At 75.9% G+C, this 12,926-nt stretch carries 10 protein-coding genes; 5 read left to right on the forward strand and 5 right to left on the reverse strand.

Translation table 11 applies throughout. The features are described 5' to 3' along the window. The first annotated feature begins 69 nt into the window (after positions 1–69). Positions 70–1,413 carry a hypothetical protein gene (locus F593_RS0103915; RefSeq protein WP_022927453.1) on the forward strand — a complete coding sequence of 448 codons (1,344 nt, stop codon included), beginning with the start codon at positions 70–72 and terminating at the stop codon, positions 1,411–1,413. Between the two features lie 12 nt (positions 1,414–1,425). On the opposite strand, the gene F593_RS0103920 is transcribed toward F593_RS0103915, so the two are convergent. Continuing rightward, positions 1,426–2,598, reverse strand: a complete 1,173-nt coding sequence (locus tag F593_RS0103920) for a helix-turn-helix domain-containing protein (protein ID WP_022927454.1) — start codon at positions 2,596–2,598, stop codon at positions 1,426–1,428. A 101-nt stretch (positions 2,599–2,699) separates the two neighbouring features. Between F593_RS0103920 and F593_RS27730 the strand changes: the two genes are divergently transcribed. From F593_RS27730 to F593_RS0103930, 3 genes are all read left to right on the forward strand, one after another. Further along, on the forward strand, positions 2,700–4,172 hold the full coding sequence (locus F593_RS27730; protein ID WP_051160388.1) for a proline dehydrogenase family protein: 1,473 nt from the start codon (positions 2,700–2,702) through the stop codon (positions 4,170–4,172). Continuing rightward, positions 4,169–5,749, forward strand: a complete 1,581-nt coding sequence (locus F593_RS27735) for an aldehyde dehydrogenase family protein (protein WP_051160389.1) — start codon at positions 4,169–4,171, stop codon at positions 5,747–5,749. Before F593_RS27730 ends, F593_RS27735 begins: the two co-directional genes overlap by 4 nt. 179 nt (positions 5,750–5,928) lie before the next feature. Further along, the gene (locus F593_RS0103930) at positions 5,929–6,654 is read left to right on the forward strand and encodes an SDR family oxidoreductase (RefSeq protein WP_022927455.1); all 726 of its coding nucleotides are present in this window, start codon (positions 5,929–5,931) and stop codon (positions 6,652–6,654) included. Between the two features lie 65 nt (positions 6,655–6,719). Here F593_RS0103930 and F593_RS0103935 read toward each other — a convergent pair whose 3' ends face one another. The 3 genes from F593_RS0103935 to F593_RS22285 all read right to left on the reverse strand — a co-directional run bounded on the left by F593_RS0103935 (position 6,720) and on the right by F593_RS22285 (position 8,102). Next, positions 6,720–7,121, reverse strand: coding sequence for a type II toxin-antitoxin system VapC family toxin (locus F593_RS0103935; protein ID WP_022927456.1), 402 nt, complete (start codon positions 7,119–7,121; stop codon positions 6,720–6,722). Continuing rightward, positions 7,112–7,327, reverse strand: coding sequence for an AbrB/MazE/SpoVT family DNA-binding domain-containing protein (locus F593_RS0103940; RefSeq protein ID WP_022927457.1), 216 nt, complete (start codon positions 7,325–7,327; stop codon positions 7,112–7,114). The genes F593_RS0103935 and F593_RS0103940 overlap by 10 nt, the downstream gene beginning before the upstream one ends. Before the next feature lie 109 nt (positions 7,328–7,436). Continuing rightward, positions 7,437–8,102: a YigZ family protein gene (locus tag F593_RS22285; RefSeq protein ID WP_022927458.1), complete on the reverse strand. Its 666-nt coding sequence runs from the start codon at positions 8,100–8,102 to the stop codon at positions 7,437–7,439. A 156-nt stretch (positions 8,103–8,258) separates the two neighbouring features. Between F593_RS22285 and F593_RS22290 the strand changes: the two genes are divergently transcribed. Further along, on the forward strand, positions 8,259–8,708 hold the full coding sequence (locus F593_RS22290) for a MaoC family dehydratase (RefSeq protein WP_022927459.1): 450 nt from the start codon (positions 8,259–8,261) through the stop codon (positions 8,706–8,708). A 144-nt stretch (positions 8,709–8,852) separates the two neighbouring features. Here F593_RS22290 and F593_RS0103955 read toward each other — a convergent pair whose 3' ends face one another. Next, positions 8,853–12,632, reverse strand: coding sequence for an SdrD B-like domain-containing protein (locus tag F593_RS0103955; RefSeq protein WP_033205290.1), 3,780 nt, complete (start codon positions 12,630–12,632; stop codon positions 8,853–8,855). Between the last annotated feature and the right edge of the window lie 294 nt (positions 12,633–12,926).

A 12,926-nucleotide genomic window follows, 5' to 3' on the forward strand; every position in this document is an offset into this window, starting at 1 on the left:
ACGCCCGGGAGGCCGGACACGCCGCCGCCGCTACGCTCGCGGGGTCCCGCCCGTCCCAGGAGCTCCCCGATGTTCTCATCCGTCCCCCGGACCGCCGGCGCTCGCCCGGCCGTACCCGACTCCCTCCGCCGCCGTCGTCGGGTGCTCGCCACCGCCCTCGCCGTTGCGGTGCTGCCGACGACACCCGCCTCGGCCGACGTCCTGCGCTTCACGTACGGGGAAGGCGACGACGGGACGTCGGAGCCCGTGCTGATCCGTCCGGACGGAGCGCGCGTCACCCTCGCGCCGTTCCCGGAGCCTCCAAAGTCGTCGGGTCCCCGCCCCGCCGCGGTGGACCCGACGCGCCGGTTCGTCGCCCGCATCCTCGGCACCCGGATCGCGGTGCTGCCCCTCGACGGCTCGCCAACGCGCGTCGTACGCACGCCCGGTGTCCGCGCCGCCGAGGACGCGTCGGCGTGGTGGTCGGCCGACGGCTCGGTGCTCACCGCGGGCCCCGTCCGCACCCCGGACGGCGCCGCGGCCGTCCGCCGGTGCACGATGCCCGCGCTCGAGTGCACGGTGGTCCGTACCGGGCGCTGGGTCACGGTCGGCGGCGCGCCCGGCGGCGGGACCCTGCTGACCCGCGACGGCGCTCGCGGCACCGCGGGGCGCATCGCGCGAGACACGGACGGCGAGTGGCACCCGCGCAGCGCCGCCTGGGTGCGCCGGACCCGCGCCCTGCTGAACCGGCCGCTGCCCGACGCCCTGCGGCTCGACCGCGGCGACGGGACACCGGCGCGCACGCTGTGGCGCAGCGCCCGTCCGCTGGCCGAGCGGACCACGACGATCGAGCCGCTCGCGCCGACCGGCGAGGCGAGCGGCGCCCTCCTGCAGTGGGCGGACTCTCGCGTCGCGCTGAGCATCCGCCGGCGCGACGGCGTCCTGTCGGCGCGCCTCAGCCCCGTGCGCCTCTATGCCGCCGGCTACTGGCAGGTGACCGCCGACGGCCGACGGCGGTCCCTCGGCCGCCTCGCGTCGACGCCCACCGTCCCGCAGTTTCCGACGCCGGACGGCGACTGGGTGGCCCTCCTCGACCCGCTCACGAAGTACGGCGACCACCGCCTCGGCACGGTGACGGCGGACGGTGCGGTCCGCAGCCTCACGGTCGGCGGGCGGCGGGTCACCTGGCGCAACCTCCACACCGCGCTCGGCCTTCCGCGCTCGACGCGGCTCCCCGTGCCGAACCCGGATTTCGGCCCCGACCAGTACGAGTGGGTCCCCTTCGGTGTCGAGGCCGCCACCCGAAGCGTCGTGGTCCTCACCGCCGACCGCCGCGACGCCGTGATCCTCGCGCGCGTCTCGCTGGACGGGGCCCGGCCGACGATCGTCGACCGTCAGAGGACGTTCGACCTCACCGAGGTGCTCGTCTGGTGACGTCCCCGCGCTTCAACCCCCGTCCGCCCCGCCCGGCGCCGACCCCGCCAGCCGCCACGCCTTCAACGCCATCCCCAGCCGCAGCACGTCGTCGCCGCGACGCAGGCCAAGCCCCGTGACCTCCTCGGCCCGGGCCAGGCGGCGGTAGAGGGTGGCGCGATGGACGTGGAGGTCCGCGGCAGCGGCGGCCACGTCGCCCGCGCGCTCCAGGGTCGCCTCGACCGCGGCCGCCAGCTCCGGGCCGTCGCGGCGGCTCAGCAGCGGGCCGAGCAGGTCGGGGCGCGGCGGGCGGCCGTCCGCGACCCACAGGCGCGCGGCCAGCGGCCAGGCGCCCAGCGCCGACCACGCCGCCGTCGGGCCCAGCTCGGGGCGTGCCGCGCAGACGACCAGGGCGTCCTCCGCGTCGGACCGCGCACGCCGGGCGCGCAGCAGCGACGGCGAGCGGGCCTCCCCGGCGTGGCCCGCGCCGGCGCGGGCGAGCGTCCCCGCAAGGGCGCCGTCCGCGTAGCCCGACGGGGTGCGGACGAGCACCACGAGCCGGTCGGCGGACTGGCGCCAGAGCAGGTCCCCGGCGTGCCACCGGCGCTCCGCGCGGGCGCCGACGTCGGCCGGCTCGTCCCCCGACCCCGCGGCCACGGTCGCCACCGCGACGACGCACCCAGGGTCACGGTCCCAGCCTCGTCGTCCGCGCAGCTCGTCGGCCGCGGCCCGGCGCTCCTCGGGGTCCTCCGCGTCGAGCAGGGCGCCGAGCAGCCGGCCGACGGTCTCGTGCTCCTCGGCCGCCGAGGCGCGGCGGCGCCACAGCGTGGCGGCCACCGCGACGGCCGCGCCGACCACGGCCTCGCGCTCGCGGTCGTCCAGCGGCGCCGCGCCCGGGATGACCCAGAGGAACGCCAGCAGGACCCCGCCGTGGCGGACGGGCGCGCACGTCCGCGGGCCGATCCCGATCTCGGGGTTCGGCGCCGTGTCGACCAGGACGTCGGCCCCGGGGAGGTCGAGGCCCTTGAGCCACTCCACCACCTCGGGCGGGGCGGCGCGGGCGAGGATCGACGCCTGTCGCACGCGGTCGCCCGGGTCGGTGTAGGCGCTGTAGGCGAGCAGGCGCCAGCGGCGGTCCTCGAGCGAGACCGGGCGGCCGAGCAGCTCGGCGAGGTCGTCGATGATGTCCTGGACCTCGGCGCTCACGTGCCCCCACCGTACTCCCTGCGACAGGTGTCGCACCCGGTGTGCCGCAGGCGCGGCGAAACGGCGCAGACCCGGGCTCCGCGCGCGGCCATGATCGCTCCATGTCCACGACGATCCCGCCGACGCCCACGGGTGCCGCGGTTCCCCCGGGCGCGGACCGACCGTCCGCGCCGGCCGGTCCTCCGAGCCCGGCGCCCGGCGGCTCCGGGACCACGGCGCCCTCGGGCGGCGCGCAGCCGCACAGCCCCGCCGAGCGCGAGGCCGCGATCCGTCGCGTCGGCGCCGAGCTGGACCGGGCCCTGCCCCGCCCGAGCCGGTCCCCGATGGCGTTCGCCGAGCGGCGCGCGATGGCGCAGCTCATGGACGACCCGGAGCTCAAGGCCGCCGTCTTCCGGTTCGTCGACGTGCGTCCCGCCTGCGCCGACGCCCCCGCGCTGGCCCGCCACCTGGCCGAGCTCCTCGAGGACGCCGAGGGCTCGCGGCTCGGTCGCCGCGGCGCCAAGATGGCGTCCGGCCGCGGCACCCGTCGTCTGACCGCCGGCGTCGCGTCCGTCGGCGTGCGCGGCATGGCGCAGCGGTTCATCGTCGGCGAGGACGCCGCGACGGCCGTCCCCGGGATCGAGCGCATGTGGCGCGACGGCGCCGCCTCGACCGTCGACCTGCTCGGCGAGACGACGGTCACCGAGGCCGAGGCCGAGTCGTACTACGCGCGCTGCGCCGAGACGCTGCGCACGCTGCACGACGCGGCGCAGACCTGGCCCGCGCAGCGGCTGCTCGAGGTCGACGCCGCCGGCCCGATCCCGCGGGTCAACCTCTCCGTGAAGGTCTCCGCCCTCACGCCGCTGCTGCGCGCGCACGCCCCGGAGCGCGGGATCGCCGGCGCCACCGAGCGCCTGCGCGGCCTGCTGCGGATCGCGCGCGACACCGGCGCGCACCTGCACGTCGACATGGAGTCCTTCGACACGCGCGAGTCGATCACGGAGCTGACGCTGCGGCTGCTGTCGGAGCCGGAGTTCCAGGCCGGCCCGTCCGCCGGCATCGTGCTGCAGGGCTACCTGACCGAGTCGCCCGAGCACCTCGAGCGGCTGCTGAGCTGGGCGGGGAGCAGCAACCGCTCCAGCCCGTTCACGATCCGCCTGGTCAAGGGCGCCTACTGGGACCACGAGGTCATCGACGCCACGCGCCACGGCTGGGCACCCCCGGTGTTCCAGGACCGCCGGGCCTGCGACCGCAACTACGAGGCGCTCTCCCGCCGCCTGATCGACGCGTCGCTGACCGGCCGCGTCCGGGCCGCGATCGCGTCCCACAACCTGCGCTCGATCGCCGCGGCCGCCGCGTACGCCGACGAGGTCGGGGCCGACATCGAGTTCCAGGTCCTCCGCGGCCTGGGCGACGAGACGATGCAGGCGCTGGTCAAGACCGGCCGTCGGGTGCGCTGCTACAGCCCCGTCGGCGACCTCGTGGCCGGCATGGCGTACCTCGTGCGCCGCCTGCTCGAGAACACGAGCAACGACTCCTTCCTCTCCGCCCAGGCCAAGGGCACCGACCTCGACACCCTCCTGGAGGCCCCGTGACGTTCATCAACGAGCCCGCGCTCGAGCTGCGCCGCGCCGAGGTGCGCGACCGCGCGACCGCGGCCCTGGCCGACCTCGACGCCCGCCTGCCGATCGACGTGCCCGTCCTCATCGACGGCCGTCCCGCGCCCGGCACGCCCTTCGACTCCGTCGACCCCGGGAACCCCGCGACCGTCGTCGCCCGCGTGCAGGGCGCCTCGGCCGCCCAGGCCGACACCGCCGTGGCGGCCGCCGCCGCGGCCTACCCCGAGTGGTCCGCCCGCACGGGCCACGAGCGCGCCGAGATCGTCCGCCGCGCCGCCGCGCTGCTGCGGTCGAACCGCCTGGGGGCGGCCGCGCTGGCCGTCCGCGAGTGCGGCAAGCCGTGGGCCGACGCCGACGCCGACGTCTGCGAGGCCATCGACTTCCTCGAGTACTACGCCAACGGTGCCGCCGCGATGGACGACGGCCAGCCGCTGCTCCAGATGCCGGGCGAGCGCAACGCCCTGCGCTACGTCGGCCGCGGCGTCACCGCCGTCATCGCGCCCTGGAACTTCCCGCTCGCGATCGCCACCGGCATGGTCTCCGCCGCGCTCGTGACGGGCAACACCGTGGTCTTCAAGCCGGCCGAGCAGGCGCCCGCGTGCGCCCGCCTGGTCGTTGACGCGCTGCACGCCGCCGGCGTCCCCCACGGTGCCCTCGCGCTCCTGCCGGGCGGCGACGAGCCGGGCAAGGCGCTCGTCGCCCACCCCGGCGTCCACACGATCGCGTTCACCGGCTCGTGCGCCGCGGGCCTGTCGATCCTGGAGACGGCCGCCCGCCTGGCGCCCGGCCAGCGCCACATCAAGCGTGTGGTCGCCGAGATGGGCGGCAAGAACTGCGTCGTGGTCGACGAGGACGCCGACCTGGACGACGCCGTCCCGGGCATCGTGGCCTCGGCCTTCGCGTTCGCGGGCCAGAAGTGCTCCGCCGCATCCCGCGTGCTCGTGCACGAGGCGATCGCCGACGACCTGATCGAGCGGCTCTCCGGCGCGATCGCGACGCTGCAGGTCGGCCCGGCGGAGGACTTCGCCACCGATGTGCCGCCCGTGATCGACCGCGAGGCGCAGGAGCGCGTGGCCTCGTACGTCGACAAGGGCGGCGCGCCGGCCGCCCAGGCCCCGGCCGCCGGCGACGCGGCCGCGGACGGCGGCCCGGCCGTCTCGTCCGACGGCTACTACGCCCGCCCGACCCTGTTCGTCGACCTGCCGGAGGACCACCCCGTCGTCACGGAGGAGATCTTCGGGCCGGTCCTCGCCGTCCAGCGCGTGCCGAGCATCGACGCCGCGTGCGAGATCGTCGACGCGGGCACGTTCGCCCTGACGGGCGGCATCTACTCGCGCAGCCCGCGCACGATCGAGTCGTTCGTCCGCCGCTCGCCGGTCGGCAACGTCTACGTGAACCAGCCCATCACGGGTGCGATGGTCGGCCGTCAGCCCTTCGGCGGCGGCCGCCTCTCCGGCACCGGCCCGAAGGCGGGCGGCCCGGACTACCTCCTGCAGTTCGTCGAGGCCCGGTCCGTCAGCGAGGACACCGTCCGGCACGGGCTGGTGGTCTGAGGCCCCCGGGAGGGCCGGGCTCGCCGTCGCCCAATAGGCCGTCCCGCTCGCACCGTCGAGTGGACCGGCTCGTAAATGAACACCCTCTCCGCTAGGATAAACGGAGAGGGTGTTCGCATCGTGCGGGCACCCGTCCCAGAACCACACGTCGGCCCTCTCCGGGCCGGACGGGAGAACGCATGAGCAGCAAGAAGGTCGCCCTGGTCACCGGGGCCAACAAGGGCATCGGCTACGCGATCGCCACGAGCCTGGGGGCTCAGGGCTTCCGGGTCGGCGTCGGCGCCCGCGACGCCGGGCGCCTCGCCGACGCCGTGGAGCGCCTGCGGGCCGACGGGGTCGACGCGTTCGCGGTCCCGCTCGACGTGACGGACGCCGCGAGCGTCGACGCCGCCGTCGGCGTGGTGCGGGAGCAGGCGGGTCGCCTCGACGTGCTCGTCAACAACGCCGGCATCACGGGCGGCGGGCCGCAGGCACCCACGACCGTCGACCCGGACCGGGTGCTGGCCGTGGTGCAGACGAACGTCATCGGCGTCATCCGCGTCACGAACGCGATGCTGCCCCTGCTGCGCGACGCGCCGTCGCCGCGGATCGTCAACGTCTCGAGCACTGTCGGGTCCCTCACCCGGCAGAACGACCCGGAGGCGCAGACGGGGCCGATCGCCGTGGCCTACTCGCCGTCGAAGTCGTTCCTCAACGCCGTCACCGTCCAGTACGCCAAGGAGCTCGCGGACACGAACGTGCTGATCAACGCGGCGTGCCCGGGCTTCGTGGCCACTGACCTCAACGGGTTCCGCGGCACGCGGACCCCGGAGCAGGGCGCCATCGCCGCCGTCCGGCTGGCGACGCTGCCCGACGACGGCCCCACCGGTGCGTTCTTCGACGAGGACGGGACCGTGCCGTGGTGACCCGGGGGTGACGGAGCAGGGAGTGGCCGACCCCCCCCCCACCGCGCAGACCCCCCCTCCGCACCTCACGCGTGCAGGTCGGCGTGGGCCTTGAGGACCCGCTTGTCGAAGGTCGCCAGACGCACGTCGGTCCTGCCCCGGTGCTCCAGGTCGATCGCGGTGGCGAGCGCGTAGGCATCGGGGAGCTTCAGGTTCGTACGGGCACGCACCACCGCGGCGCGCTCGGCCAGTTGCGTGTCGACCGGCGCTGTGGCGATCGAGAGGCCTCCCAGCATGGCTTTGACGTGCTCGTGCATGCCCCGGCGCATCGGCCCGATCAGGAGCTCCGAGTAGTTCACCGCGCTGATCCACCGCTCGGTCTGCGGGCGCGTCGCCTCACGTATCCAGGCCACCGCGTCGGTGTGATGAGCGTCCTCGGGGTCCACGAACCCGATCAGCACGTCGGAGTCGAAGACGACTACTCCCATTCGCCGCGCAGCTCCTTCAGGTAGCCCGGACCGTAGACGCCCGGCATGCTGCCGGCGTACTTCGCGATGAGGGCGTCCGTCTGGACGATCTCGATCCGACCCGGGGCCGGCGACACGACCTGCACGTCGTCCCCGGGGGCGAACCCGGCAGCACGCATGACCTCGACCGGCAGCGTGAGCTGGTGCTTGCTCGAGATGATGCTCATGCCTTTACGGTAGCTCGCCGAAGTAAAGGGGTCCAGGGCGCGTTCACCGAGCCTGGTCGGCGCGGTGTGGCGCGGGATCGCGGCCACCTCGTGCGACCGCGCGCCTCGTTCAGCGCCGCAGCGGCCGGTCCACGTGGTCCACGCCGCCGTCCGTCGCCCGCAGCCCGCGCGCGTCGAGCCACGCCGTGAGCGCCGCGTCGCCCTCCGGGGTCACGCCGACCACGAGTGTCGCGCCGTCGGCCGCGTGCTCCACGCCGCGGACCACCGCGTCCGTGCGTCGCAGCTCGTGCTCCAGCCGTCCGGCGCCCGCGTGGTCGACCGCGACGCGCCGCAGCAGCACCCGCTCGCGGACCAGGAGCGGGGCCTCGTCCAGCGCGGCGGAGACGGCGTCGGAGTACGCGCGCACCAGGCCGCCCGCGCCGAGCAGCACGCCGCCGAACCAGCGGACGACGACCGCCGCGACGTCGCTCAGCGCCTCGTCACCGGGGCCCGGGGCGTGGCCGTGCAGGACCGCGAGCATGGGCGCACCCGCTGTGCCGGACGGCTCGCCGTCGTCGCTCGAGCGCTGCAGGCCGCGGTCGGCACCGATGATCCACGCCGAGCAGTGGTGCCGGGCGGCGTGGTGGGCGCGGCGCGCCTCGGCCAGCAGCGCGCGGGCCGCCTCCTCGTCCGGCGCGCGGCGCAGCAGGCAGAGGAACCGGCTGCGACGCACCTCGATCTCGTGCGCCACGTCGACGCCGTCGGGGAGGGTGAGGTAGCGGGACGGGACGCTCATGCCGGCTCACGCAGCCTGTCACGCGCACCCTGCGGACCGCGTGCGCCGCCGGTCGCGGTCGTCGCGGCTCGCGCCCCGCCGCGCCCCGTCGCGCCCCGCCCCGTCGCGAGCGCGTGACCCGCCCGCCGCCCGCGGCCCCCACTAGCCTCCCCCGGCGTGACCACGCTGACGTTCGAGGACCTCGCGATCGGGGAGGTCGGCGAGTTCGGGCCCTACCGGGTCGACGAGGCGGAGATCGTGGAGTTCGGTCGCCGGTTCGATCCGCAGCGGATGCACGTCGACCCCGAGGCGGCGGCGGGAACGATCTTCGGCGGCCTGATCGCGAGCGGCTGGCACACGTGCGCGATCGCGATGCGGCTCGCGGTCGACGGGTGGCTCTCGCGCATGGACGTCATCGGCGGGACGGGGATCGACGGCGTGCGACTGCTGCGACCCGTCCGGCCCGGCGACGCGCTGCGCGCCCGGGTGGCGGTGGAGGAGCTCCTCCCCTCGGCCCCGCCGCGCTCCGGCGGCTCGGTGCGCTGGTCCTACGCGTTGCACAACCAGGACGACGTGCTCGTCATGGAGGGCGCGACGACGATGCTCGTGGCGGGCCGGCCGGGCTGAACGGCGCGGCAGCGGCCCGTTCCGGCCGCCCCCCGCGGAGGGACGGACGGCCCGGGCCACCACGTGCTCGCCGTTCCGTCCCGCGCGCCCGGTCAGAGCGCGCGGGCCGGACGGGGGCCGGCGCGGCGGCCGGCCCGGACGGGCTCAGCCCGTCACACCGCCGCCGTCGACGCGGGCCGGCGCCTCCCGCACGCGCACGGCGCGCGCGGCGTTCGCGGCCTTCGCCCCCGTGGCGGTGACGCGGGCGCGGTTGACCAGGCGGCCCGCCGCGGCGTCGCGGTCGACCCGCAGCGTCAGGGCGACCGTGGTGCTGCGGCCGGGCGCCAGGCGGCGGACGGTCCAGCAGACCTGACCGGCGCTGAGGCGACCGGCGCCGCGGCGCACGACCGTGGTCCCGTCGGGCAGCGTGTCGCAGACCCGCACGTTCGTCGCCGCCGCCGTGCCGCGGTTGCGGACGGTGAGGCGGTAGACGACGGTCCGCCCGGCGCGGACGACCTTCGCCGACGCGGCCTTGCGCAGGGCCAGGCGCACCGTGCGCTCCTTGCCGGCTCCGGCGACGCCGTCCGGCGCCGGGGCCGGCGGGACGACGGGCGGCGTCGGCGGCGTGACCGGCGGGGCGGGCGGCGTCGTCGGCGGCTGCGGCGTGGTCGGGGTCTCCGGCTGCTCCGGCGGGGCGGGCGGCTCGCCCGGCCCGATGACGATGCCGGCGTCGAGAGTCAGGTCCTGGCCGTCACGGCCCGTCGGGGACGGGTCGGGCAGCACGAACTCGGCGCTGCGGCCCGTCGTGACGTCGGCGTCGGAGTCGTCCTCGGCGCCCACGCCCGGGGCGCGCGTCGTGGTGAACGTCGTGCCGGCCGGCAGGCCGTCCTTGTGGAACTGGACGACGTAGCGCCCGGACACGAGGTCGAGCACGCCGGCGTCCTGCCCGGCCTGCGTGGAGCTCGTGAACAGGTACTTGCCGTCGGCGTCCGTGCGGGTCTGGAGGGCGATCTGACGACCGTGCTTGTCGGTCCCCGTCAGCGTCACGCGGACGTCCTTCAGCGGCTGCTCGTCGGCGTCCTGCGTGCCGTCCTTGTCCGTGTCGTTCCAGACGTAGTCGCCGATGCTGCTCGCGACGACGCGGATCGTCGCGACGTTGGAGACCGCGCCGAGCGAGCCGCCGGTGTAGCGGATGGAGGCGGTGTTGGAGTAGACGTCGGCCGAGGCGTTGCCGCGCGGCTGCAGGCGGACGCGCAGCTGCACGTCCTCGCCCGACGCCAGGGGCGTGGTGCGCTGCACGCGGATCGCCGTGGCGTCCTCGAGCTTCGCGGGGCAGCCGGCGTCACCGAGCTGGGCCTCCAGGCACCACTGGCGGCCGGCGGGCAGCGGGCCGTAGCCCGTCGTCGAGCGCGGGTCCGTGGCGGCGTAGACGTCGACGGGCGGCGCGTCGGTGTAGCGGACGGTCTCGCCGTCGGCCACGTCGACGCCCGCGAGCGGGACCGTGCCGCGCAGGGCCGTGGCGGGGTCGCGGCCGACGGTGCCGCCGTGCGTGGTGCCGTCACCCTCGAACGGCAGGACGTCGATCACGTCGAGGCCGTTCACCGGGTTCTCGGTGAGGTTGGCGTAGGTGACGGTGTAGCGCAGGGCGTCCTCGGGCTCGACGAACAGCTGGTCCGTCTCCTTCGAGATCTGCACGCCGCCCGGCGACTGCAGCCGCACGGTCTGGCGCGAGAAGTGCTGGTCGCCGGCGGGCGCCGTGCCCGCCGGGAACTCGTCGACGCCGGCGAGGTCCTCGGCGCTGTCGACGATCGCCTGGTTGACGAGGTCGCCGGCCTTCGTCGAGGCGGTCGTGGCCCAGTACGTCAGCTGCGGCTCCTGGCCGCGGGCCATGCGCGGGATGCGCCAGGTGAGGATCTGCCGGCCGTCGGCGTCGGTGGAGACGGTCGGCGCGAGGCCGGCCGGGCCCGTGGGCGCGCTCGCGTCGAACCGCATGCCCTCCGGCAGGCGGTCCTTGACGACGACGTCCGTGGCCGTCGGGTCGATCGTGGCGTCGGTCGGGGTGGTCACCCGCGGGGACAGGCCGAACTGCACGCGGCCGCCGGAGACGATGGACACGGGGCTGCCGGGCGTGGCGGCCGGGGTGAGCGCCACCTTCGTCAGCGCGACGGTGATGCCGTTGACGCGGGCGCGGTCGCCGGTGTTGCGGTTGTCGTGGCGGACCGGACCGTACGTGCTGGCCTGCCACGTGCCACCCTCGGACTGCGTGCCGAGGAAGTTCGCGAGCAGCGTGCCGCTCGGCGCATCGGCGGCGACCCGCATGTTGGCGAGGAACGTCAGCGTGACGTTCGTGCCCTGCTCGGGCAGGTCGCGCAGCAGGCGGATGCGGATCTTCGTGACGGTGCCGAGGTCGGCGGGGGCGGTGTCCGTCCACGTGTCCGACGCGTCGGTGCAGGCGGTGCGGGCGCGGTCGGCGGCCCAGCGGGTCTCGTCGTCACCCGTCGGGGCCTCAGCGGTGCCGTACTCGACGACGTAGTCGTCGCCGGCGGTCCAGCCGGCGGGCACCGAGGTCGGGCGCACGGGGGCGTCGCCGGCGCCGAGGCCGTCGCGGGAGAGGCTGAGCCAGCGGCGGTCCCAGACGTCGCAGAGCGCGCCGGTCTGGCGACGACCCGTGATCTGCAGGCGCGTCGAGATGCGCTGCCCGGCGAGGACCTGGCCGTTGCCGTCGTCGTCGTTGGTCTGCGTGGCGAGCTGGCCACCCGCGGCGCTGCGTAGGCGCTTGCCGAAGCTGATGCCGCCGAAGTCGACGCCGCTGTTGGCGGTCAGGTTGTAGGAGCGGGTGTTGTTGCCCGCGTCGTCACCGTCGAACGGCACGCGGCTGCCGTCGGCCGCGGCCGAGGAGGCGTCGAACGTGTCGATGACGTTGACCGTGTTGCGCTGCGTCTGCGCGCCCGAGATCACGGCAGTGAGCGGCACGCGCACGCGGAGCGTCAGGTGGGCGACGTTCGGGTTCGTCGACGAGGCGCCGCTGCGGAGCTTGGTGACGGTGATGCGCACGCGCTCCCCGTCGAGCACGCAGGTGGCCTCGGTGCCGTCGCGGTTGCCGCAGCTCACGAACTGCGCGTTGGGGCTGATCCCGGAGAGGTCGTCCTCGAACGTGAACGGGACGTCGGGGAGGGCGAAGCCGCGCTGACCGAACGTGCTGCGCCGCGACTGCGGCACCACGACGTCGAGCGGGTAGGAGATGTCGTAGTCGTCCGCGCTCGAGTTGTTCGCCCGCGAGATCGTGGGGGCGTTCTTCTGGAAGTCGAGGAACGGCGCCGAGCGGATGGTGACCGGGCTCGGGGTCGCGGTGGCCGGGGGCGAGGCGGCGGCGCCGTCGTACGCGACGACGGAGACGGCGTCGGCCGGCGGGGTCGCGACGGTGCCGTCGGCCACGCCGTCCGCGGCGGCGGAGAGCGTGAAGTTCAGGGTGGTGCCGGTCTGGCCCTTGCCGCCGGCCGGGACGAACACGCAGGTCAGCGCGCGGCCGTCGATCTTCCAGTCCGGCCCCTTGCAGTACGCCGGCACGTCCGCAGCGCGCCAGGACAGGCCCTGCGCGAGCGTCTGGGTGAACGCGACGCGGTCGAACGTGCCCTGCACGCCGCGGGTCTCGTTGACGTTGACGCTCCAGCGGTACGACACGGAGTCGTTCGCGCGGACGACGTCGTCGCCCGCCGTCGTGTCGCGGCCGGGGCCGGCGGTGGCGTCCCACGGCGCGGTGCCGGTCGCGGACTGGTCCAGGGCGACCTGGGTGCTGAGCGCGGCGTTCGCCACGGTCGGCGTGGCCGCAAGGGCGGCGACGGCCAGCAGCGGCGCGGCGACCCGGAGCAGCCGTCGGCGGTGCGGACGTGAGGGACGGGACGGCGGTGACGCGAGGCGCGTCACCCGGGGTGACTGGACGGACATCGGTTCTCTCTCTGGGGACGTTCGCGCTGCGTCGTGCAGCGCTTCCGGGGCCTTGTCGGGACGGACGGGGGACTTCCCCCCCCCTCCGTTTCGGGCGCCCCGGAGACCGCCGTGCCGCGGCGGACCGGGACGGGTCGTCGGGCGCGGCGGGGCTCGCGACGGATGGCGCCACCCGCGCGAGCGGACGACGCGCCGTGGGCACCGGCCGCCGTCCAGATGACCACGGCTGCGGGCTCCGGAGGGTGAAACGGGCCCCGATCACCCGGGTGAAGCGGCGCGCTTTGGCCCGAACGT

The organism is Patulibacter americanus DSM 16676, from assembly GCF_000420025.1.
In the GTDB taxonomy this organism is placed as follows: Bacteria; Actinomycetota; Thermoleophilia; order Solirubrobacterales; family Solirubrobacteraceae; genus Patulibacter; species Patulibacter americanus.